26 protein-coding genes are annotated in these 21,327 nt (G+C 46.9%); 3 read left to right on the forward strand and 23 right to left on the reverse strand.

What is annotated here, in order from left to right:
- Positions 1 to 54: 54 nt before the first annotated feature.
- The 22 genes from MKX36_RS14980 to MKX36_RS15085 all read right to left on the reverse strand — a co-directional run bounded on the left by MKX36_RS14980 (position 55) and on the right by MKX36_RS15085 (position 17,336).
- On the reverse strand, positions 55 to 978 hold the full coding sequence (locus tag MKX36_RS14980) for a polyprenyl synthetase family protein (RefSeq protein ID WP_340864961.1): 924 nt from the start codon (positions 976 to 978) through the stop codon (positions 55 to 57).
- Positions 950 to 1,210 (reverse strand): exodeoxyribonuclease VII small subunit, encoded by a 261-nt coding sequence (xseB, locus tag MKX36_RS14985; protein ID WP_013371773.1) that lies wholly within the window; start codon positions 1,208 to 1,210, stop codon positions 950 to 952. The genes MKX36_RS14980 and xseB overlap by 29 nt, the downstream gene beginning before the upstream one ends.
- A complete protein-coding gene (gene xseA, locus MKX36_RS14990; protein WP_049800037.1) occupies positions 1,200 to 2,513 on the reverse strand; it encodes an exodeoxyribonuclease VII large subunit in 1,314 nt (437 codons plus the stop codon). The genes xseB and xseA overlap by 11 nt, the downstream gene beginning before the upstream one ends.
- Positions 2,514 to 2,579: 66 nt before the next feature.
- The gene (gene folD, locus MKX36_RS14995; protein ID WP_340864962.1) at positions 2,580 to 3,437 is read right to left on the reverse strand and encodes a bifunctional methylenetetrahydrofolate dehydrogenase/methenyltetrahydrofolate cyclohydrolase FolD; all 858 of its coding nucleotides are present in this window, start codon (positions 3,435 to 3,437) and stop codon (positions 2,580 to 2,582) included.
- Positions 3,438 to 3,474: 37 nt separating this feature from the next.
- The gene (gene nusB, locus MKX36_RS15000; RefSeq protein ID WP_019687905.1) at positions 3,475 to 3,924 is read right to left on the reverse strand and encodes a transcription antitermination factor NusB; all 450 of its coding nucleotides are present in this window, start codon (positions 3,922 to 3,924) and stop codon (positions 3,475 to 3,477) included.
- A gap of 136 nt (positions 3,925 to 4,060) precedes the next feature.
- Positions 4,061 to 4,294 (reverse strand): DUF2273 domain-containing protein, encoded by a 234-nt coding sequence (locus MKX36_RS15005; RefSeq protein WP_340864963.1) that lies wholly within the window; start codon positions 4,292 to 4,294, stop codon positions 4,061 to 4,063.
- A 15-nt stretch (positions 4,295 to 4,309) separates the two neighbouring features.
- Positions 4,310 to 4,849, reverse strand: coding sequence for an alkaline shock response membrane anchor protein AmaP (gene amaP, locus MKX36_RS15010; protein WP_040103448.1), 540 nt, complete (start codon positions 4,847 to 4,849; stop codon positions 4,310 to 4,312).
- A gap of 73 nt (positions 4,850 to 4,922) precedes the next feature.
- Positions 4,923 to 5,336: an Asp23/Gls24 family envelope stress response protein gene (locus MKX36_RS15015; RefSeq protein ID WP_013310820.1), complete on the reverse strand. Its 414-nt coding sequence runs from the start codon at positions 5,334 to 5,336 to the stop codon at positions 4,923 to 4,925.
- A gap of 125 nt (positions 5,337 to 5,461) precedes the next feature.
- Positions 5,462 to 6,805 carry an acetyl-CoA carboxylase biotin carboxylase subunit gene (gene accC / locus MKX36_RS15020; protein ID WP_013371779.1) on the reverse strand — a complete coding sequence of 448 codons (1,344 nt, stop codon included), beginning with the start codon at positions 6,803 to 6,805 and terminating at the stop codon, positions 5,462 to 5,464.
- Between the two features lie 60 nt (positions 6,806 to 6,865).
- Positions 6,866 to 7,357, reverse strand: coding sequence for an acetyl-CoA carboxylase biotin carboxyl carrier protein (gene accB / locus MKX36_RS15025; RefSeq protein ID WP_016822291.1), 492 nt, complete (start codon positions 7,355 to 7,357; stop codon positions 6,866 to 6,868).
- 138 nt (positions 7,358 to 7,495) lie between these two features.
- Positions 7,496 to 8,317, reverse strand: a complete 822-nt coding sequence (locus MKX36_RS15030; protein WP_340864964.1) for a SpoIIIAH-like family protein — start codon at positions 8,315 to 8,317, stop codon at positions 7,496 to 7,498.
- A gap of 62 nt (positions 8,318 to 8,379) precedes the next feature.
- Positions 8,380 to 9,021 (reverse strand): stage III sporulation protein AG, encoded by a 642-nt coding sequence (gene spoIIIAG / locus MKX36_RS15035; RefSeq protein WP_016822293.1) that lies wholly within the window; start codon positions 9,019 to 9,021, stop codon positions 8,380 to 8,382.
- 16 nt (positions 9,022 to 9,037) lie between these two features.
- The gene (spoIIIAF, locus tag MKX36_RS15040) at positions 9,038 to 9,805 is read right to left on the reverse strand and encodes a stage III sporulation protein AF (protein WP_263560532.1); all 768 of its coding nucleotides are present in this window, start codon (positions 9,803 to 9,805) and stop codon (positions 9,038 to 9,040) included.
- Between the two features lie 38 nt (positions 9,806 to 9,843).
- On the reverse strand, positions 9,844 to 11,034 hold the full coding sequence (spoIIIAE, locus tag MKX36_RS15045) for a stage III sporulation protein AE (RefSeq protein ID WP_340864965.1): 1,191 nt from the start codon (positions 11,032 to 11,034) through the stop codon (positions 9,844 to 9,846).
- Positions 11,035 to 11,046: 12 nt separating this feature from the next.
- The gene (spoIIIAD, locus tag MKX36_RS15050; protein ID WP_013371785.1) at positions 11,047 to 11,436 is read right to left on the reverse strand and encodes a stage III sporulation protein AD; all 390 of its coding nucleotides are present in this window, start codon (positions 11,434 to 11,436) and stop codon (positions 11,047 to 11,049) included.
- Positions 11,437 to 11,444: 8 nt separating this feature from the next.
- Positions 11,445 to 11,648: a stage III sporulation protein AC gene (spoIIIAC, locus tag MKX36_RS15055; protein ID WP_010345636.1), complete on the reverse strand. Its 204-nt coding sequence runs from the start codon at positions 11,646 to 11,648 to the stop codon at positions 11,445 to 11,447.
- Positions 11,649 to 11,660: 12 nt separating this feature from the next.
- Entirely contained in the window at positions 11,661 to 12,179 is a 519-nt protein-coding gene (gene spoIIIAB / locus MKX36_RS15060) for a stage III sporulation protein SpoIIIAB (protein ID WP_013371786.1), read from the reverse strand.
- Positions 12,172 to 13,167 (reverse strand): stage III sporulation protein AA, encoded by a 996-nt coding sequence (gene spoIIIAA / locus MKX36_RS15065; RefSeq protein ID WP_340864966.1) that lies wholly within the window; start codon positions 13,165 to 13,167, stop codon positions 12,172 to 12,174. The genes spoIIIAB and spoIIIAA overlap by 8 nt, the downstream gene beginning before the upstream one ends.
- Positions 13,168 to 13,556: 389 nt before the next feature.
- Positions 13,557 to 14,810 carry an aspartate kinase gene (locus tag MKX36_RS15070; RefSeq protein WP_013371788.1) on the reverse strand — a complete coding sequence of 418 codons (1,254 nt, stop codon included), beginning with the start codon at positions 14,808 to 14,810 and terminating at the stop codon, positions 13,557 to 13,559.
- Between the two features lie 196 nt (positions 14,811 to 15,006).
- On the reverse strand, positions 15,007 to 15,564 hold the full coding sequence (efp, locus tag MKX36_RS15075; RefSeq protein WP_013371789.1) for an elongation factor P: 558 nt from the start codon (positions 15,562 to 15,564) through the stop codon (positions 15,007 to 15,009).
- Positions 15,565 to 15,597: 33 nt separating this feature from the next.
- On the reverse strand, positions 15,598 to 16,671 hold the full coding sequence (locus tag MKX36_RS15080) for a M24 family metallopeptidase (protein WP_340866109.1): 1,074 nt from the start codon (positions 16,669 to 16,671) through the stop codon (positions 15,598 to 15,600).
- 74 nt (positions 16,672 to 16,745) lie between these two features.
- Positions 16,746 to 17,336, reverse strand: coding sequence for a YqhR family membrane protein (locus MKX36_RS15085; RefSeq protein ID WP_045244446.1), 591 nt, complete (start codon positions 17,334 to 17,336; stop codon positions 16,746 to 16,748).
- Positions 17,337 to 17,601: 265 nt separating this feature from the next.
- Here MKX36_RS15085 and MKX36_RS15090 point away from each other — a divergent pair, with 265 nt between their 5' ends.
- The 3 genes from MKX36_RS15090 to MKX36_RS15100 all read left to right on the forward strand — a co-directional run bounded on the left by MKX36_RS15090 (position 17,602) and on the right by MKX36_RS15100 (position 20,192).
- Positions 17,602 to 18,603, forward strand: a complete 1,002-nt coding sequence (locus tag MKX36_RS15090) for an ABC transporter substrate-binding protein (RefSeq protein WP_016822300.1) — start codon at positions 17,602 to 17,604, stop codon at positions 18,601 to 18,603.
- 268 nt (positions 18,604 to 18,871) lie between these two features.
- Positions 18,872 to 19,864, forward strand: coding sequence for a DUF1385 domain-containing protein (locus MKX36_RS15095; RefSeq protein ID WP_263560994.1), 993 nt, complete (start codon positions 18,872 to 18,874; stop codon positions 19,862 to 19,864).
- A gap of 7 nt (positions 19,865 to 19,871) precedes the next feature.
- Positions 19,872 to 20,192 (forward strand): hypothetical protein, encoded by a 321-nt coding sequence (locus MKX36_RS15100; protein ID WP_290402767.1) that lies wholly within the window; start codon positions 19,872 to 19,874, stop codon positions 20,190 to 20,192.
- Positions 20,193 to 20,311: 119 nt separating this feature from the next.
- Here the strand turns inward: MKX36_RS15100 and MKX36_RS15105 are convergent, their stop codons facing one another.
- Complete coding sequence (locus tag MKX36_RS15105) at positions 20,312 to 21,301, reverse strand: patatin-like phospholipase family protein (RefSeq protein WP_016822303.1); 990 nt, start codon at positions 21,299 to 21,301, stop codon at positions 20,312 to 20,314.
- Between the last annotated feature and the right edge of the window lie 26 nt (positions 21,302 to 21,327).

A 21,327-nucleotide genomic window follows, 5' to 3' on the forward strand; every position in this document is an offset into this window, starting at 1 on the left:
TCACACTTTTGGACTGTGCTTAAACGCAGACAAGTCAAACCAGTTTTAACACTACTAATGATCACGCTTCATCAGGTAATCCGCTATCTCCAGTAAGCGTGAATAATCGGGAATACCACCTTCTGCAATCACTTTTTTGGCAGATGCTGTGAGCTCCTCCACTTGTCGTAGAGATGCGTCCATACCGATGAAATACGGATAGGTAACCTTCTCCTGTTCAACATCACTCTGCGTTTTTTTTCCCATTTTGCTTTCATCGCCTACAAGATCCAATATATCGTCCTGAATTTGAAAAGCCAGGCCCAAATCTCGTCCAAAACGACGAAGTGCTTCTAGTTGATCCTTGTCCGCTCCACCAATCCGTCCACCTGCTAAGAGTGAGAAAATGATCAAATCAGCCGTTTTATGAAGGTGGATATATTCCAATTCCTCGATCCCCGTCATTCCCTGCTCGCCCGACATATCTGCGACCTGTCCACCTACCATGCCTCTGGCACCGCTCATTTCGGATAAATCCTCAACTATGGACAATAGCGCATCGGAAGAAACCCCGTGACGACGACCCGCCTGCACGATGCTATAAAATGCATGGGTCAGCAAAGCATCGCCCGCAAGAACAGCAACCGCCTCGCCGTATACCTTATGATTCGTCAGCTTTCCTCGCCGATAATCATCATCATCCATCGCCGGCAAGTCGTCGTGAATGAGGGAATACGTATGTACCATTTCTACCGCACATGCTACTGGCAACGCCGCTTCCCTGCTTCCACCAAATGCTTCCGCAGCGGCGATCACAAGCAGAGGCCGCAGCCGTTTACCGCCTGCGGTCAGTGAATAGTTCATAGATTCTCGAAGAACATCTGGAATGTCCCAATGCGCCGGAAACTGCTCGGTCAATGCAGACGAAACTGCATCCGCCGTCACAGTCAAATATTCCTTGAACGACAGTCTATTCAAGCCCTTCACCGCCGTTTTCATCCAATCCGCCGCCGAAAGGCTTCTTGCGCAAATCTCCATCCTCTTCCACGATCATTTCAATTTTACGTTCGACCTGTTCCAGCTTCTGACTGCAAAGCTGAGACAGCTTCATCCCCCGCTGGAACAAATCAATGGCTTGCTCCAGAGGAACGTCTCCATGCTCCAGTTGTCCGACAATTTCTTCAAGAGCGGCCATGGCCGCTTCAAAATTCAATTCCGCTTCATTCGCCACCGTGCTTCGCGTCCTCCTTCATTCCCCATACTTGACAGTCTAACTGTCCGTCACTCACTTTTATCTTGATAGAATCTCCCGGTTGTACATCTTTGAGCGACTTGATTAGCCGTTTCTCCTGCTCATCGTATACCAAGCTGTAGCCTCGGGCCATGACTTTGAGCGGACTCAGCGCGTCCAGCTGACGAATTCCGGTATGCAGCTGCTGCCGCCCCGTTTTTGTGATCGCACGCATCGCAGACTCCAGCTGACGTTGTGCCATATCCGTCTGCTTGCGCGCCGAACGAATTTGTTCACGCGGATTAAACCGCTCTAGTACCTGACGCATACGCGCGTTTTTCTCTGCGTTTAAGCGTGAACGGTTAGCCGCTGCGCGGATCAGACGCTGATGCAGCATGTCCATCCGCTCTGCATGCTGGAGCATGTAGCGGCGCGGATGCAGCAACACTGGCGAACGCCGAAGCCTCATCAAGCGTTCACGACTGGCTTCCAACCGCTGCCTAAGGGCATTACGCAACCGCTGCTCCCGCTGAAGCAGCTGATCCCGAAGCTCTCCCTGATGAGGCACAGCCAGCTCAGCTGCTGCGGTCGGCGTCGCTGCGCGTAAGTCAGCCACAAAATCGGCAATGGTAAAATCCGTTTCGTGTCCAACGGCCGAAATCACAGGAATGACCGATGCGTAAATGGCACGCGCAACCGCTTCCTCATTAAACGCCCACAGTTCTTCTAAGGAGCCACCACCCCGTCCGACGATCATCACCTGAACCTCCTGCATACGATTCATGGCTTCAATTGCCTTAACGATCGAGGGGGCAGCACCTTTTCCTTGCACAAGAACTGGATACAACACGATTCCAGCCTGCGGGTATCGCCGTTGAAGTGTAGTGATAATATCACGCACAGCCGCTCCGGTCGGTGACGTAATTACGCCAATGGTCGCAGGGTGAGCAGGGAGATTCCGTTTGCGAGTGGTATCAAACAGCCCTTCTGCATCAAGCTTTTGTTTGAGTTGTTCATAAGCCAAATAAAGGCTGCCTATACCGTCAGGCTGCATTTGAGTCGCATAAAATTGATATTGACCATCCCGTTCATACACGGATACGTTTCCCCGGGCGATAACACGCGTACCTTCTTTCGGTACGAAAGGGAGCCGTCTATTATGAGTTGCAAACATAATCGAACGTATGCGGCTCCCCTCATCCTTGAGCGTAAAATACATGTGACCACTCGAATGATGCGTAAAGTTAGAAATTTCCCCGCGTATCCATACATCAGACAGCACCTGATCGGATTCCAGTTTCATCCGGATATAGCGATTCAGGTCCTGTATAGAATAAATACGTTGTTGTTCAGCCACAGGCAGCTGCCTTTATACCAAACCGTGCGACCGCTTGGCCGCTACGAGCGTATTTTGCATCAGCATTGTAATCGTCATTGGGCCTACTCCGCCGGGAACAGGCGTAATCGGACCGGACACTTGCTTTACGCTCTCAAAATCAACGTCACCCGCCAGCTTTCCGTTCTCCAGACGATTCATTCCCACATCGATAACTACTGCACCCGGCTTTACATACGAAGCATCGATGAAATTGGCTTTGCCGATGGCAACGACCAAAATATCCGCTTGTTTACTGAGCTCGGCAATATTCGCTGTACGAGAGTGACACATCGTAACCGTAGCATTTTCACGCTGCAGCAATAATGATACCGGCTTGCCAACGATATTACTGCGACCAATAACAACTGCATGTTTACCAGCTATTTCTACTCCAGCGCGTTTGATTAACTCAATGACTCCAGCGGGAGTGCAAGGCAATAGGCTATCATCGCCGATGACCAGATTCCCTACGTTTACCGGATGAAATCCGTCAACATCTTTCTCCACTGCAATCGCGTCAATGACAGCTTTTTCCTGAATATGCTTTGGTAATGGCAGTTGCACCAAAATCCCATGGATATTACTTTGATGATTCAGCTTATCCACCAGTTTCAGTAATGCTTCTTGCGAAGTATCTGCCGCCAATCGATGAACCTCAGAGTAATAGCCGAGATCATGACACGCCTTTTCCTTATTTTTAACATACACCTGAGAAGCAGGATCTTCGCCTACCAGTACAACAGCCAGTCCGGGTTGAAAGCTGTGTTCTTTCAAACGAATAACCTCTTGCTGAATGCTTGCCCGAATATCCTGAGAGATTTGTTTACCATCAATGATCGGTGCTGACATGTTTAACCACTCCCCAACCTGATTCAGTAGTCTCTAATTAAAAACGTGCTTTCAATTGCTCCAGCTCTTGTATCACTCGTCCCAGCACACCATTAACAAATTTACCCGATTCCTCGGTACCAAAGTGCTTCGACAACTCAATGGCTTCATTGACTGCTACCTTGGCTGGAACATCCTCGCGGAAAATCATTTCATATACCGCAAGCCTCAAAATTTGACGATCTACACGCGAAAGTCGGCTGATCTGCCAGCCTTTCAGGTAATCCGCCAACAGCCCGTCAATCGCTTCCTTGTGCTCCCATGTGCCACGCACATGCTCCAAAACATACGCTCTTAACACTGCCGCGTTTTTAATTACGACTTCGGCTTCGTTTTCCTCGGCCGCTTCCTGAAGCAGCATGTCCACAGCTGCCGCCGCTTCCACTTCATTCATTTCCATATGGTACATACTCTGTACCGCTAATTCCCTCGCCAGACGTCTTTTCATGCCCTGCCTCCTACGCTTGCCTATATCTATTTTTCATTCTAACCAATTTCCACAAAAAAACCTGTGAACGCATCCTCCAAAACCGTTGGGCGCAAATAAGCTACAGCTGTATTTTGGAGAACACGTATCACAGGGTTCATTTAAAAGGACGCCAACGCTGCGACAACCATTCGCTCCATTCTTTCCAAGGTAAGAATGGACCAAGCGCTGAATCGCTACGTCTTCCTAGCGTATATCCGATGAACACCATCAATGCAAAGAACAACATATTCCAAAAGCCTGCCCACAAGTAAATAAAACCGAAAAAAATACCAGCCGTGATCCCCATGATCCGGCCCTTGTAACTTCCCCATATTTCTTTCCAGGGCATCAGGGAAAATCACCTCTATTCCACACGACTCTTAAAGCTTGGTGACTGAGAAACATTAGCGATGTACACCGACACATTGGATACTGGAATTCCTGTAATCTCTTCCACATGGTCGTGTACCCCCTTTTGTACCTCGGAGGTTAACACCGGAATGGAGCTTTCCCCGTCAACAATCGCCCGAATCGTAATATCAAGTCCCGATTCCAACACACGAACGCGTGCTTTCAGATCCTGCATCCCGCGAAATCGGGAAGCCGCTTTGAGGCACAGATTTTCGATGGTATCCACCGAAATCTGAATATCACCGTATTCGGTTCGCTGATCAATAGAATGCTGTACGGTTTGGTTCCGTCGAATAGAGATATAAAAAAACCGAAGACTCAATAACAACAGAACTCCTGCAATAATCAAGCTGGTAAACCACACCACTCGCTCATCCTCAATACTTAAAACATACGGAATGGCCCCGCTCAGGAGGAGGATGGCGAGAATGGAGATAATTCCGATACTTAAGCTGTACAAAAACAGCAGAAGTCTGTCCATAACTTTAGCCACGAAACGCACAGCCTCCTTAAATTAGAGTAAACCCTCGACCCATAAGGGTCGGGGGTTTGTACAAAGTATCGCTCTATTTAACCCGTCCGGCGCCCAGCACTTCCGGCTCTTCTACTTTTTCAGCATTTTTGAATTGAACATCGTGAATTTGCACGTTCACTTCTACCACGTTAAGACCTGTCATGTTTTCAATGGAACGCTTAACATTATGCTGAATAGCAGCAGCCACCTCGGGCAGACGGTTACCATACTCAATAATGACGGAGACGTCTACAGCAGCTTCACGCTGTCCGACTTCCACTTTTACACCTTTAGATAAATTTTTGCGGCCTAGCAGTTCGGCAAATCCGCCAGCAAATCCGCCACTCATTCCCGCAACGCCCGGCACCTCAACGGTAGCCAGTCCGGCAATGACTTCAATAACTTCCGGGGCAATTTGAATCTCCCCAATTTCTGTACGTTCGAATTCGGTTGGCACTGTGCTCATACCTTCAACACCTTTCGGTCAAAATAAGTTTCATTCCAGCTTTGGATATCAAAGCAGACATGCTCACTTATTATCCATACTATATCATTTGGCGTTCATTATGACAAACTGAGGAAATATACCGATTAAACTTCGTTTTCCTCCAAAAATTTAATATCAAAATCGCCTTCAATAAAGGTCGGATGCTCTAGCAAGCGCTGGTGAAAAGAAATCGTTGTGGGTATGCCCTCAATAGCAAACTCAGCTAAAGCCCGCTTCATTTTGGCAATCGCCTCCTGCCGTGTAGGCGCCCATACAATCAGCTTGGCAATCATAGAGTCATAATAAGGAGGAATGCTATAACCTGGATAAGCAGCGCTGTCTACCCGCACTCCAGGACCGCCTGGAGGCAGATAAAATCCGATTTTACCCGGTGCAGGCATAAAATTACGATCCGGGTCCTCAGCGTTAATGCGGCATTCGATTGCCCAGCCATTAATCGTGACTTCTTCCTGCGTAAAGGAAAGCGGATGCCCTTCAGCGACCGAAATCATTTCTTTAATCAGGTCTACACCGGTAATCATTTCTGTTACTGGATGTTCCACCTGAATACGTGTGTTCATTTCCATGAAATAGAATTTATTGTCCGGACCAAGCAAAAATTCAAGCGTACCTGCGCCAGAGTATTGAACGGCCAAAGCTGCACGAACAGCTGCCTGTCCCATTTCTTCACGAACATCCTGCGAAAGTACTGGACATGGTGCTTCCTCCAACAACTTCTGACGACGACGCTGAACAGAGCAGTCCCGTTCACCCAAGTAGGCAACATTACCATGCTTGTCCGCTATGATCTGTATTTCCACGTGTTTCATACCAGTCAGATATTTTTCCAGATACACGCCCGCATTACCAAAGGCCTTCTGCGCTTCCTGCTGAGCAGTCGTGATTTGCTGGATAAGATTATCCTCATCTTCAGCGATACGAATACCTTTACCACCACCACCTGCTGTGGCCTTGATAATGACCGGATATCCGATATCACGTGCGATACTGATTGCATCCTGTACATCCTCAACCAGTCCGTCTGAACCTGGAATAACCGGAACCCCGGCATCCTTCATGGTCTGCTTGGCTACAGCCTTATCTCCCATTTTGTTAATTGCTTCAGGAGAAGGTCCAATAAACGTAATATTGCATGATTCGCAAATTTCAGCGAAGTCTGCATTTTCCGCCAAAAATCCGTAACCTGGATGAATGGCATCACATTCAGTCAATGTAGCAACACTCATCAGGTTCGTAAAATTAAGATAGCTGTCCTTAGACAACGTCGGTCCGATACAGTAAGCCTCATCTGCGAGACGCACATGTAACGAATCCTTGTCAGCTTCCGAATAGACGGCAACTGTCGAAATATTCATTTCGCGGCAAGCGCGAATGATACGAACTGCAATTTCTCCACGGTTCGCGATTAATACTTTTTGAAATGTCATGACTTTATCCTCCCTGGGAGCAGTCTTGCCGAACCCTCAAAAAGGGGTCAAACAAGCTTTTTACTCCGGTTTCACAAGGAACAATGGCTGGCCATACTCAACCAACTGTCCGTTTTCGGCCAAAATTTCCACAATTTCGCCCTTCACTTCAGCTTCCAACTCGTTCATCAACTTCATCGCTTCAATGATACATACCGTTGTTTTATCGCCTACTTTACTGCCGATACTCACATACGGAGCCGTATCCGGGGATGAAGAACTATAGAAAGTGCCTACCATCGGAGATACGATTTTATGTAGATTGCTTGCATATTCCTTCGGTTCCCCAGCAGTTGCATGTCCAACATCGGACTGTACTTGTGGATTCGGAATTGCAGCTTGTGGCGCCACTGTATAAGCAGGTGCTGTTACAGGAGCCTGTACCGTAACGATCTCGCTTTTACCCGGTTTACGGATCATGAGGCGAGTTCCTTCATTTTCAATTTCAAGCTCATGCACAGACGTTTCATCCACCAGCTTGATCAATTCCTTAATCTCGCTTAATTTAAACATCTCTATTAATCACTCCTTCAGCATTTTGCCGGTTGCTGATAACATTTTTGAAACAGCTTTATGTATTATATCACAATCATTAAAAATAGAAAGAGCCCGGGATTGTGCAGAAATCCGGGCTTTTTCGCGTTTTTTGTCTTATTGTGTAACATACTGGACACTGATCTTGTCCTGCGTTACGTTTAATTCCTTCATGACTTTATCGACAATCGTTACCGCTTGCTTAGCATCCAATTTTTCACTCAGAACCACTACTTTGTATTTATCAGCATCTTCCTCGCGGACAACTGCATTGGCGAATTGCTGCTGCAGTTCTTCTTCGATGCCAGTAATTTTGGCCTGTTTATCTTCAAGTACATGCAATTCCTTTTGTGCCTCTGCAGCTTTCTGCGGTGTACTATCATTCATTGCCGTAGTCAGCTCGTCATTTTTCTTTTGATTTTCCACATCCCGCTCCAGTAAATAGTTGTCAATCACAGCTGCCGCTGTTGGTTGGGCTGCTTGTTCGTTTGCTACTTGATCAAGTACCTGCTTGTCGGTTTTGGCGCTAGAAGCTGCTTTGTCATCACTTTTAGCTGTCGTGCCTGTCTTAGCTGTAGTTGTGTTTTGATTGGATGCAGTCGATTCAGTAGCAGGGGCGGCGGCTGTGTCTTTATCACCTTTTGATGGTTCTGTTGCTGGTTCAGTTGTAGAAGCTGTGTCCTTTGTGGAAGTCTCTGCCGTTCCGTCAGTTACTTCTCCATTGGTTACTACTTCATTTACTTTCAGTTCGTTCATTTGTTCTTCTGCCTTTGTCGTTGCTTCCTGTGCAGCATCCTGTTTAACCTTGCTCACCTGCTCGCTGTCCGCTACTGGCGGATTCGCCGGACTTGAGTCCTCCGTAAACAAATAATATGCAGACAGTACCACCATTAAACTCAGCATGGACACCAGCCAAACGGTTTGTCTTTTATTATTCATGTTCTGTCCTCCATATTCATAAGTGGTTTGCAATATTAACTTCTTTGTTCCCCAATTCCATATTATCCCTGCTTACGCGGAACGACTGATATTTTGTATGAAGGTACGTTTAGTCCCTTCTGCACAGCATCCACAATGAGCTGCTTCACCGTAGGGTTTTCTGCCCCCATAGCCACAACAAGCACTCCCCTTACCTGTGGTTTTACTTTTTTGGTAACAATCGGGGTGTGCTGACCGCCCGATGATTCATAGGTGACAATCTCACCATCGCGTGTATATTGAGTAGTGTGCCTTTGTCCACCATTGGCGTCCGACTCGTTATTTTCTTCCTGCATGTCTTTCACATTCCGTTGAACGATCACTTCTTCGGTAGAATCTACCGTAACCATGACATCGACGGTTCCTACGCCAACAATCTGCTCCAGCATCTGTTTCATATTGTCCTCAAAAGCCTTCTCGATTCCGGCAAAGGAACTGTCCTCACCTACCGTTGTTTCTAACGCAGGCTCATTTTTCATTACGCCAGGCGGTTCTCTCCCTACGTTTTCCGGGTCGACTTTTTTCACATTAACGAATGAATTAAAGAGCATAATCGCTACACCGATAAGGCCAAGAATAAGTAGCCAACGAAATGAATTGAACCTTTTCGCTCCGTCCCCCCCTCCACCCATCCATTGCTCCAGCTTTTTCCTCCATTTGCCCATTTCGGTTCACCTCCTGTTACCATTCATGTGTTCCATCCTGCGAATTAATCACCTGAACATGTGTGCTGTCGATCCCCCATTTTTCACGTAGAATTCCTGTGATTAAATCAAAAGCTTTCTGATCCGCAGGTTTGCCATCCTCTGGGGTTTCGTCAGGACTACGATCATCTTCTCGCGTTCCTTCATTATGATTAGAGGGTTTTGACTGTGTCGGCTCCACACGAATATTCACTGTCTTTTCAGCTACAGGCTCCACCATAATCGGCTTGACATCTGTACCCAGCGGGACGTTTGTGTTTTTTTCTTTTTCTGCCTTCTGCTCCGCCAATTTGACCACTACTGACTGAACGCCCGTTCCTGCCTCTAGCCCCGATTCTTTCTGCTGAATCTGCGCAAGGGTCACCTGGACCGACTGAATTGCTAACCCAGTGTACTGCTCCAATTGCCCTTTCATTTCCTTAGCTACCTCTTTGCCTGCCCATTGCATGGAGCTTTGTTCCTGCTGTTGCTTTAGCTGTTTGCCTTTGGCTAAGATCTCTTCCAATGTCGGTTCCCTATTACCTGTCTCTGCCTGGCGTTGCAGATCCAATGCTCGCCCCAGAACCTCTGAGGGACTACTGCTCAGCAAGCGCACAATCGGAGACAGCAATGTCAGCAAAACAAGCAGGCTGAGTACGAGTTTGACATACCTTTCCATAGATCGGCTCGGTAAGATCATATCGACAAAAGAAGCCAGCAGCACGATTAGCACTAGTTCCTTGAGCCAGCCTCCCAGCCAGGTCACGTCACTCGCCTCCCTCTCGTTGGATTATGTGCATGTATTCACCTCATCATGACTGTCATGTTGCCTGCTGCGAGCATGACGGTAATCGCAAGGAAGGACATTAATCCCACTGCCGCCAGTGCCGCAAAAACATAAATCATACTCTTGCCGATGGCATCCAAACATTCCACAATAGGCGTATCTCCCAAAGGCTGCATGATTGCTGCGGTCACTTTATAAATGAGGGCTAGTGTCAGAATTTTGAGAGCAGGAAAAGCACACAGGAACAAAATAATGATGACTCCCACAAGGCCGATGGCATTTTTAACGAGCAGTGATGCCGAAATGACCGTATCCGTCGCATCTGCCAGCGCCTTGCCTACCACCGGAACAAAGCTACCTGTAATATATTTAGCTGTACGGATTGTTAATCCGTCAGTAACCGAAGAGGTTAATCCCTGTACCGAAATGACTCCTAGAAAAATAGTCAGAAGCACTCCCAGCACGGCAACACCCGCGTTCCGCAGTAGATCAGCTAACTGGGTCAGCTTGTATTTGCCCGTGAGCGAGTTGACCAAGTACAGCACAGCCGAGAAGAACAGCAGCGGGAAAACAAGCGTATGAATGACTGTTCCGACCGTGTTGATCATAAATACAATCAGCGGGTGGGTCACCGAAACGGTGACAACGTTACCCATCGAGGCCAACATGGTAAACAGCAAGGGCAACATCGCCATCATGAAATGAATCATGCTGTCAATTGCTTCTTTGGCATAACCAATCGCTACACTAAAGCTATTAATCGCCAAAATGATAATGACCATGTACACGATAGCGTAGGCAACTTTGCTGACCTGCTTGCTTTCAAAAGCGCTTTGCAGCGTTTCCAGCACCATACTCATAATGCTGAGCATGACGATGGTGACGAGCAGCTTGGCATTCACCCGGATTTCATGGATGAAAAAATCAGCTATGGCCATCAACACACCTTTTATACTGAATCCTTCACCACCCGGAAGCAGCATGTCCATGAAAGAAGGCTTTTTCTGGTCAGGGAAAAATCCGCCGTATTGCTTCATGAGTCCGTCCCAATAATGTTCAACATCATCTTTGGGCATTTGCTCCGCCTGTTGTCTGATCCATTCGTTTGTAGGTGTATCTGCGAAGAGGACCGCAGCCGAGGCGCACCAGAGACATAGCAGCAAAATCACAATAACTTTGAGATTCGGCATGCCCCCCAGCCTTTTCATGGCATCACCCCCTCAGGCGGGCATCAGCTTCAGAATGGTATCAATAATAATGCTGATAATCGGGATTGCGAGTACCATGATGAGTACCTTTCCAGTAAGCTCTATTTTGGAAGCTATGCCGTCTTGTCCCGCATCCCGTACGATCTGTGCTCCAAATTCAGCAATATAAGCGATACCGATTATTTTTAATACGGTTTTAAAATAAATCATGTCCATCCCTGAAGACCTGGCCAGTCGCTCCAGCACGGCAACCACAGATCCGATCTTGCCAATCAGCAGCAAAAAAATGACGATTCCCGCAGCTGTTGCAATCAAAAAGGCAAACATCGGCTTCTGTTCCTTGATAACTAAGATGAGGACTGTGGCAACGAGGGCGAAGCCCACCACTTGAATGATTTCCATGTGTTCACCTACTGAAAAAGAAAAATAGATTTGATCTCTTGCAGAAGGTTATCCAGCATTCGTACCACCATGAACAGCACGACAACGAAACCGATGACCGTCACCCAGTGTGCCATGTCTTCCTTGCCCATTTGCTTTAGTACGGTATGAATCATAGCGATAATAATGCCAATTCCGGCAATCTGAAAAATTGCGTTCACTTCTAAATTCATTCGAGCACCCCGCTAATAGATCAAAATGACGATCAATGCTCCGATCAGCAGTCCCAGGCTTCTGCTCATACGCTCGTATCTCACCTGATCTGCCTGCGCCTGCGCTTCTTCATGGGATAACTGCTGGATGGTCAGCGCAATGTGCTTGATCTGGTCTTCACGGTCGCTGGTTCCAAGGCTGTAAGCAAGCTGACGCATCGCTTCCTTCTCGGCCTGCTTCATAGAGGAACGGCTCCACGAGACTTCAATCGCTTTATGCAAGCTTTCTCTGGCGGTCAGGCCAAAAGAGGGGTGCATCCAGCGTGAGGCTTGCTGAAACAGAGAGCGCAGCGGCTCTCGCAAGGGCTCTCCAGTCTTGGCGAAAGCATCTGGTAACGGAGACACCCCGTAAGAAACCTCGGTGGTCAGTCTTTGCAGTGCGAGAATTAACTCTCTGATTTGCCGCGGCCTCATGGCAAATTGTCTTGCCCGCTGCCAGCCTGCCAGTGTGGTGGCTAGTATAACCAAGACAGCTCCCAGCAGCTTAAGCATAGGAGATGCCCCCGTTCTGCCCTTCCCCAGGCAGTGTCAGCCTGCGCTGCTTGGCATCTGCCAGCCGAAAAGAGACGCCCCGGCTCGTCCGCTCCAGCATGACATAGAGCTGGAACAGCTCCTGTCCTGTAGCTAATCCGGCAAAGGCAGATCGGCTCGCCATTTCAGCCACATCACGACCATGTGCGGAAGCAATGACTGCGATGCCTGCATGAAGCGCTTCACGTACCGCTTCCGCATCTTCTGGCCGCCCGATTTCATCCACAATCAGGACATCCGGTGACATCGAGCGAATCATCATCATCATACCCTCCGCTTTCGGACATCCGTCCAATACATCGGTGCGAGGTCCGACATCAAAGCCGGGGATGCCCTTATGACTACCGGCGATCTCAGAACGTTCATCTATAATGCCCACCTTAAGTCCATTTCGTCGCCCTCCGTTGCTTTGCGTCCCTCCGTAACTCAGTTGTCGAGCCAAGTCCCTAAGCAACGTCGTCTTGCCATGCTGAGGCGGTGACAAGATGAGCGTATGCCGTATCGTCCCGGATTTTCGATCCGCTACATAAGGTAATATCCGATCAGCTATGCCAGGAATGGCCCGAGCAATTCGTACATTAAAGCTGCTTATATCCCTCAAATGCTCTACTCGCCCTCGGTTAAGCACAGTTCTCCCTGCCAAGCCAACACGATGACCGCCAGGGATGGTAATAAACCCTTTGCGAAGCTCCTCTTCCATGGTGTACAGAGAATGATTACTGATAAAATCCAGCAATCGGTGGGCATCCTCGCGGTTAGGCTTATAGGCTTCAACAGGATTCAAAGTCAGCCGACCAGCAGTCGTTACAAAATGATGATCACCATTCGCATTAACTTCCAGCGGCCTTCCTTCCCGAACCCGAATTTCTTCCAGTTGCTTAAATACCTTTTCTGGAAGCCTTCCGAGTATACCGTGCAACGGTTCCGGAAATAACTCCAGCCATTCCATACCAATGCCGCCTCCTCACAGTTGTCCTTTTCTTTAAGACAAGTCTATGGCTGACTCTCGCTTTTTATGCCGAAAATATATTGAAAATCCAGTCGAACCTTTGATCACTCCTATCCATGCTCAGCGGACCTTTCCCCGCTCATTCAAGCACCTTTCCCTGCTTTGTATAATAAAAAAAGGCTCCCTCGAAGCCTTGGTGGCTAAGGGATACCCTTAAATAAAAAAGCTAGATTTACAGCAAAAAGAGGCTGTTCCACAGTCTGTCTCTCACTGATGGAACAACCTCTTAACCTACTGCTGTATTCTATGATTTATCAATCTATAAATAGGGAACGTATAATTTATCGACCCTTCCCCGTCATAGCATTTCTCTATATCAATTGATGTTATTAACGACGGTCTTTAGGGCCGCCTACAAACGCTTGCTCCTCGGTATCCAGATTATAAGCTGTATGCAACGCTTGGATAACCTCATGAAGCTTTCCAGCTTCAATTACACACGATACCTTGATTTCGGATGTGCTTACCATTTTAATGCTAACGCCTTGCTCGGCCAGCACGGCAAACATTTGTGCTGCAACACCCGGGTGGCTAACCATTCCTGCACCTACAATGGAGACCTTCACCAAATTTTCCTCAGACGTTACTTCACGGTATGGAAGCTCTCCGCGAATACCTTCCAGCGTCTTAAGTGCAGCTTCACGATCCGTTAGAGCTACCGTAAAGGAGAAATCTGCTTTTCCTGCCTCAACCCCGCTCTGTACAATAATGTCTACATCAATTTTGGCTGCTGCCAGTGTTCCGAAAACTTTCGCCAGTACACCAGGGATATCTGCAACGCCCAAAATACTGATTCTTGCTACATTTTTATCATATGCAATTCCACTGACTACAACGCCTTGCTCCATTACTGCATCCTCCTTTACGACTGTTCCTTCATTATGGTTAAAACTAGACCGTACAATCAACGGTACCCGGTTATGTTTGGCATACTCTACCGCACGGGGATGTAAAACAGCCGCACCTAAATTGGCTAATTCCAGCATCTCATCATAAGAAATTTCTTTTAGCTTACGTGCCACTTTCACAATCCGTGGATCTGTTGAATATATGCCGTCCACATCCGTGTAAATTTCACAGGCATCCGCTTGAATTGCCGCCGCCAGCGCAACGGCCGTCGTATCAGAACCACCACGTCCCAGCGTCGTAATATCTCCATCTGCAGACATCCCCTGGAAACCTGCTACAACAACAATCTTGTTACTACTCAGTGCATCCAGCACACGCTGAGGTTGAATATCCGTAATCCGAGCCCGACCAAAGTCAGATTCAGTACGGAAGCCTGCCTGCCATCCCGTAAACGATACCGCTTCATGACCCAGCTGCTGAATAGCCATCGACAACAATGCGATTGAAATTTGCTCGCCTGTCGTCATCAACATATCCAACTCACGTGCAGGCAACTGCTCATTTAATAATTTGGCCTGGTCAATCAATTCGTCTGTCGTGTCTCCCATTGCGGAAACGACCACTACACATTGATGCCCTTCACTCTGTTTCTCAACGACGCGTTTTGCCACGCGTTTCATGCGCTCCGTGTCACCGACGGAACTGCCTCCGAATTTCATGACATACAAAGACAACGATATTCACTCCCTCAGACTCGACAGTATGTAACCTTGAGATGGCACCAAACGATTTGAACGTGACATCCTGCGGCATAACTTTAGTACAGTATAATACGAAAGTGCTGTGTGGAGCCAATGTTTTTTAATATTCGTACATATAAAAATATCCTCTGCCCTTAATAAGGACAGAGGATACCGGAAAATGTAAATTCTATGCGCGAGACATGTATTTGCCGTCACGAGTATCAATTAACAATACGTCATCTTGGTTAATAAACAGAGGAACTTGAACATTCAAGCCTGTTTCCAGTTTGGCATTTTTGGTTGCACCTGTAGCTGTATTCCCTTTAATACCTGGTTCTGTTTCAATTACTTTGAGTTCCACGCTAGTAGGCAGGTTGATACCCAGGATTTCTCCGTTGTAGCTTATGATATTTACATTCATGTTTTCTTTCAGGAAGTTAAGCTCCCATTTCAGCTGATCGCTGGACAATGTAAATTGATCATATGTTTCGTTGTCCATGAATGTATGATCGTCTGCACTAGCATACAGATAAGATACACCACGATTTTCGATTTGCGCCCGGCCGATTGTTTCACCCGCACGGAATGTACGTTCAACCGTATTACCATTACGCAGGTTTTTCAACTTGGAGCGTACGAATGCTGCGCCTTTACCTGGTTTTACGTGTTGAAAATCCAGAACTGTAAAAATATCTCCGTCTACCTCGACGGTCAAACCTGTTTTAAAATCATTAACGTTAATCACTAAAATACCCCTCCTACAGGACTGTTATCGTTATTAAACGACTGTAAATTCTTTGCTCGAATGCGTTAATACTTTGATGCCGCTATCTGTAATAACGATATCATCCTCGATCCGTACACCGCCCAATCCAGGCACATAGATACCTGGTTCGACCGTTACAACCATACCCGGCTCCAGAATATCATCACTTGCCTTCGACAGACGTGTAGATTCATGCACTTCAAGACCCAGACCATGACCTGTACTGTGTCCGAAATTGTCTCCATACCCATGGCTAGCAATAATATCCCGGGTCAGCGCATCCGCTTCACGGCCTGTCATGCCCGGCTTAATATGTTCGAGTGCGTGAAGCTGCGCCTTAAGTACAATATCGTAGATCTCGCGCAACTGAGGCGCCAAATCCCCTTGTGTAGCCACTGTACGGGTCAAATCGGAGCAGTAGCCATCCAGCAACGCACCAAAATCAAACGTAATCAGCTCACCTGCTTGTACTAACTTTGCACTAGCTACTCCATGAGGCAATGCCGAACGAACTCCGGATGCCACAATCGTGTCAAATGAAGAAGAAGTAGCTCCCTGCTTGCGCATGAAGAATTCCATTTCCAGATCCAGCTCACGCTCGCTGACTCCTGGTTTGATGTAAGGTAAAATGTGTGCAAATGTAGCATCTGCCAAATCCGCTGCCCGTTGCATCACTTCGAGCTCTTCCGCATCCTTGTACACCCGCAGCTTTTCCACAATGCCCGATACCGGAACCAGCTTAATAGGTGACAGATCTTCGCTATAAGCTTTATGTGTCGCAACAGTTACATCATCCTGCTCAAAGCCTGTTTCGCTAATCTGATGGGAAGACAGCAATTCTCTTACTGTTTCCATGACCTGCGCAGCGTGCTGCACTACCGTAAAGCCTTGGGCTTGTTCGGTCGCTTGTGTCATATAACGAAAGTCAGTCAGCAAATAGCTATGGGATTCTGTAATCAGCACATAGCCCGCTGAACCTGTGAAGCCTGTCAAATATCGACGATTGACAGGGCTGGTAATCAGCATAGCCCGCAGGTTATGCTCGCCCAGCGCCTGCCGCAACTTTAGCACCCGGTCATTCTTCATCTTCATTCCGCTCCCCTCTGTCAAATAACCAAATGCTATTTTAACACAGGGGATAGGCGCTTGAGAAGTTTTTGTTACGTTCTGTCCCCAGCCTTCTCAGGCTCGCGCATTCTTTCATCCGTATACTCGACAGCAACGGTATATCCGATAAATAGTCCCCACAGTATAAATACGCAAACTTCCGTATATATGGAATTCCATGTTAATCGATAAGGAGGGTTCATCATCCCTAACTTAGGGCCTGTTAACACAAATAAAATAACCCACCAAATCAGACCGTATATAATACCGGGGATTGGGCCATTAAACCTGCGCAAAATCAGGGTGTACACCAATGACGCTACCACGGACAATCCAATAAAAAACAGCAACCCCACCAAATGCCCTGCCATGGTGTTCATGAACGAATGCTTGAAAAACGGCTCTGCCAGAAAGCCAGGCGCCACTACTGTAAAGTGCAGCGTATAAAACAGCCAGCGCAGCAACCCCCAGAGCAAACCCGCAAAAAAACCCAGCTCAAGTGCAAAGGGAATGAGCGGTGTATGTAATTTGCCTGACTGTTGTCTGCCTCTGTTACTGTTGTCATTATGATTACGTTGATTTTGAGATTCACGGGACTGTTCCTGATCACGACCTATTTTCGGTATAGAGTAAGTTTCACTCATGTGCTTGGATCTCCTTTCAAAATGAATAAATTTTCTCATGGTGAGGACTCATTGTTATAAGGAAAAGCATGTGTACTTCCACCAAATTCGTGCCTATCCATTTTGAGAGGTAGTATGCTCCAATGGGGAGCAGTTTAACAATGAAATCGAAGAGTGGATTTAATAATCTTTGCATTGACAAAATTTCAATCCTGTTTCATAATATATTGATGAAAATGATAATCATTATCATTTTATAATACGTTTATACAGGAGAACGCAATCTATGAAAAAGGGATTTATCGGATTCTTATTGTTACTGACTTTTATGCTCACACTGGCAGGTTGTGGAGCAACTGACAATGCAGCAGATAAAGGTCAGACAACTACGTCGGGCAGCAAACCCACTGAAGCAGCGACCGGTCCTGTGACAGTAAAGCATAATCGTGGTGAACTCACGCTTGACAAGCCCGCGCAGCGTGTCGTGGTGCTTGAATGGACATTTACGGAGGATTTGATTGCATTGGGCGTTCAGCCAGTTGGTAATGCGGACAATGCCAACTATAAGGTGTATGTGACTCCAGAGGCGGCTCTGGACAGTAACGTGGTCGATGTCGGTACACGCAACGAGCCTAATTTGGAGGCGATTGCTTCATTAAAGCCGGATCTCATCATATCCAATTTTGATGGGAATGAAGCAATCTATGAGCAGCTCAAGGCCATCGCACCGACGATTGAATATAATCTGAACGATGGTAACGGCTACGACTATGATAAGATGGTGAAGATTTTTAATAGTATCGCAGTCGCTCTTGGAAAAGAGGATAAAGCTAAGCAGGTGCTTGCCGATCTGGACCAGCATTATGCCGAAGCCAAACAAAAGCTCGCCGCTGCAAACAAATCGGATTTCCATTTTATACTGACACAGGCTTTTACTTCGCAAAATGCAGCCAGTCTGCGTATGTTTTCAGATAATTCAGTCGTTGTGGGAACACTGGCGAAGATCGGTTTGGTTAACGATTGGAAACCGAGCAAGGTTGAATCGTATGGCTTTTCAACGGTTGGCATTGAAGCTCTGTCAGCCGTTCAGGATAGTAACTTTATCTATATTGTACAGCCAGACGATAATGTTTTCGGCTCATCTATGAAAAATAATTCTGTTTGGAACGGTTTGAAATTCGTCAAAGAAAAACGTACTTATCCGTTGGCCAGTACAACATGGACGTTTGGCGGCCCGGTCTCGTCAAAGGGACTGGTGGATGAGACTGTCGGGGCAATTACGCAATGAATTTGATCCGGCGATTCCGTCTGATTTTATAACTGGCGATAATAAGCATTTATGGGGGCAGTCTGACCGCTCTCATAAATGCTTTTTTAAACCTATGGCATGATATCTCCCCACACTACAAGGATTTCCATCTTCTCCGTTATGATTAAATTTCCTTTTCGGATGATAAAATTAGCAGGTCACTACATCCCATTTTCGTCTAACTAGATATTCCCTTCCAAATTCGATACAATATACAAAAAAGCATGTATTAAGAGAGGTGAGACGGTTGTCACAAGCATCCAAGCCTGTGAGCTACGGCGGTCAGGCAGTCATTGAAGGTGTCATGTTCGGCGGCAAGCGTGTCAATGTCACGGCAGTTCGCCGCAAATCTGGCGAAATCACATATTTGGAAGTACCACGTAAGGAGCAATCTTGGGTGTCCAAATTCCGCAGAATTCCGTTATTGCGGGGGATTGTCAGCATCATCGACTCCAGTGCCAAGGGTACCAAGCATTTGAACTATTCAGCCGATGCGTATGCTGATGATGAAGTAGATCCGGAAGAACGCGCTGAACATAAGAAAAAAGAGGAATCCCGTTGGAGCCTGAGCATGATGATCGGCGTGGCTGCGGTCGGTATATTGTCCTTCCTCTTTGGCAAAATTGTATTAACCCTCGTTCCGGTTGTTGTGGAGAGTTTCCTGTTTGGCGGCTTGTTTCACAACCAGATTTTGCATAATCTCGCTGAAGGAGCTATTAAGCTGATTTTGCTGCTGGCTTATTTATGGGGTATTTCCCAAACTCCGTTAATTAAGCGACTGTTTCAATATCACGGCGCGGAGCATAAAGTGATTACTGCATTTGAAGCAGGGGAAGAACTAACTCCAGCCAACGTACAAAAATATAGCCGACTGCATTATCGCTGCGGTAGCAGCTTTATTATGCTCACCGTGATTATCGGGGTACTCGTCTATTCCCTGTTTACCTACGATAATCTGTGGGAGCGCATGGGGCAACGTCTTTTACTACTTCCGATCGTATTGGGTCTTTCTTTTGAATTTCTCAAGCTGACCAATGCACTTCGGGAAATTCCAGTGCTTCGTTATCTAGGTTACCCCGGCCTATGGCTGCAGTTGCTTACCACCAAAGAACCGACCGACGATCAAGTGGAGGTATCGATTGCCTCATTTAAGCGTATGCTTGAATTGGATGCTGAGTTAGAAAATGTACCTGTAAAGGAGACTCTCAACAGTCCGGTCCTTGATCCTGTGAAAGGATGAGTGAATGATGTACAGACATGCCGTTATTTTCTGGCTTACCCTTGCTTTGGGCGCATATGGTATTGTAGATATGCTATGGAAAGGTAGCTGGGGCTTTCTCATTAGTTTACTAATCCCCGTCTTTATTTTTGCAGTTATATTTCTGCTGTACAAATACCAGCCAGGACAACGCAAGCGAACTCCCAAAGTTAAGCCCTCTGTGCGCACCATGGCCAAAACAGCCAGTGTACGTAAACAGCAGACTACAAGCAAACGCAAAACGTATCCTTTTCATGTCATTGAGGGTTCCAAGGGCAAAAATGAAGAGGAACAACCTAAATATCATTAATCATTATCAACCTTTAAAATGTAACACAAAGGAGCCATCACCCGTGTTTTGCAATATGACCGGGAAGAGGCTCCTTTTTTACTTTCTTTAAAATTACTTCAGCTGCCAGTAAGTGGTGCTTATTTCATGGCGTACATGGTATCTTTCATCAATTGATACTTACTATACTGCTGCTGGTAAGAAGTGATGCTCCATTTGTGGAAAAAAGCTTCTCCTGCCTGCACACCGGAAGCATACAACAAATCACTTTGCTCTGGTGAAATGCTGAATTGGGCAGTGCGGATACCCAAAGTTGGAATTTTAATGGTCCGATACCGATTCTCCTGCTCAATATACCGTTCATCATGTGCCGATAGCATGGTATCAAAAATAGCCTGCAGCATGGTCAATGGGCCTCGTATATAAGAAACCTTGGTCTCCGTCCCTGTTTTGCCCACCATTTGAAATCCTACCGTTGGAATCGTTTTGGCCTCACGTTCATTGACAGGCTCATCAAAAAGCCATAGAGGCAGATTGCTGAGTAAGGCTCCATCAACAACAAATACAAATTGCTGGGAAAAGGTTTTTCCCTTGGCAAGTGCAGAATCAAGTCTTAACATAACAGGATCAAAAAAATAAGGGATACTCGTGCTCATCCGAATGGCCTTAGCTACCTCTAGTGAAGAGGGGTTTATACCAAAACGTTTGATATCCTCAGGAAGCACCAAAATGCGTCCATTCGTAATATCTGATGCAATAATGCGCAGCTTGCCAGGAGGTAGATCCGCGAATGTACGCACTCCTTTAGCTAGTAACAGCTCGCGTACCCAATGCTCCAGTGCCTCCCCTGAGTAGAGCCCTTTTTTAAGAAAGATACGTGCTGCTGGCCCAACCCACTTAATATTGAACACTGGAGAACGTCTTAACAACTTGACCAAGGGAGTTTTCTCAATTACGGCTTTCATTTCATCCGCCGTATATCCCGCAGCCAATAAAGCAGCTACAATAGCCCCTGATGATGTACCAGCCAAACGATTGAATACAATATCATGCTCCTCCGCAGCCTTAACTGCACCCGCCAGCGATATTCCCTTAACCCCTCCACCCTGGAACACAGCATTGATCAGCATAGATCAAAAAACCTCCGTTCTCTTGG

Origin of the sequence: Paenibacillus sp. FSL W8-0439 (assembly GCF_038008995.1) — a bacterium.
Lineage (GTDB): Bacteria > Bacillota > Bacilli > Paenibacillales > Paenibacillaceae > Paenibacillus > Paenibacillus polymyxa.

Coding starts and splice junctions, on each gene's coding strand:
- MKX36_RS15015 (WP_013310820.1), bottom strand. CDS start 5,336: ATGAGCACAGTGCCAACCGAATTCGAACGTACAGAAATTGGGGAGATT.
- spoIIIAE (WP_340864965.1), bottom strand. CDS start 11,034: ATGAAAAGGCTGGGGGGCATGCCGAATCTCAAAGTTATTGTGATTTTG.
- MKX36_RS15080 (WP_340866109.1), bottom strand. CDS start 16,671: ATGAAGAATGACCGGGTGCTAAAGTTGCGGCAGGCGCTGGGCGAGCAT.
- MKX36_RS15090 (WP_016822300.1), top strand. CDS start 17,602: ATGAAAAAGGGATTTATCGGATTCTTATTGTTACTGACTTTTATGCTC.
- spoIIIAB (WP_013371786.1), bottom strand. CDS start 12,179: ATGCTTAAGCTGCTGGGAGCTGTCTTGGTTATACTAGCCACCACACTG.
- MKX36_RS15030 (WP_340864964.1), bottom strand. CDS start 8,317: ATGAATAATAAAAGACAAACCGTTTGGCTGGTGTCCATGCTGAGTTTA.
- accC (WP_013371779.1), bottom strand. CDS start 6,805: ATGACATTTCAAAAAGTATTAATCGCGAACCGTGGAGAAATTGCAGTT.
- spoIIIAD (WP_013371785.1), bottom strand. CDS start 11,436: ATGGAAATCATTCAAGTGGTGGGCTTCGCCCTCGTTGCCACAGTCCTC.
- xseA (WP_049800037.1), bottom strand. CDS start 2,513: ATGAAACTGGAATCCGATCAGGTGCTGTCTGATGTATGGATACGCGGG.
- nusB (WP_019687905.1), bottom strand. CDS start 3,924: ATGAAAAGACGTCTGGCGAGGGAATTAGCGGTACAGAGTATGTACCAT.
- accB (WP_016822291.1), bottom strand. CDS start 7,357: ATGTTTAAATTAAGCGAGATTAAGGAATTGATCAAGCTGGTGGATGAA.
- MKX36_RS15005 (WP_340864963.1), bottom strand. CDS start 4,294: ATGCCCTGGAAAGAAATATGGGGAAGTTACAAGGGCCGGATCATGGGG.
- MKX36_RS14980 (WP_340864961.1), bottom strand. CDS start 978: ATGAAAACGGCGGTGAAGGGCTTGAATAGACTGTCGTTCAAGGAATAT.
- MKX36_RS15085 (WP_045244446.1), bottom strand. CDS start 17,336: ATGAGTGAAACTTACTCTATACCGAAAATAGGTCGTGATCAGGAACAG.
- spoIIIAA (WP_340864966.1), bottom strand. CDS start 13,167: ATGGAATGGCTGGAGTTATTTCCGGAACCGTTGCACGGTATACTCGGA.
- folD (WP_340864962.1), bottom strand. CDS start 3,437: ATGTCAGCACCGATCATTGATGGTAAACAAATCTCTCAGGATATTCGG.
- spoIIIAG (WP_016822293.1), bottom strand. CDS start 9,021: ATGGGCAAATGGAGGAAAAAGCTGGAGCAATGGATGGGTGGAGGGGGG.
- MKX36_RS15100 (WP_290402767.1), top strand. CDS start 19,872: ATGTACAGACATGCCGTTATTTTCTGGCTTACCCTTGCTTTGGGCGCA.
- spoIIIAC (WP_010345636.1), bottom strand. CDS start 11,648: ATGAATTTAGAAGTGAACGCAATTTTTCAGATTGCCGGAATTGGCATT.
- MKX36_RS15105 (WP_016822303.1), bottom strand. CDS start 21,301: ATGCTGATCAATGCTGTGTTCCAGGGTGGAGGGGTTAAGGGAATATCG.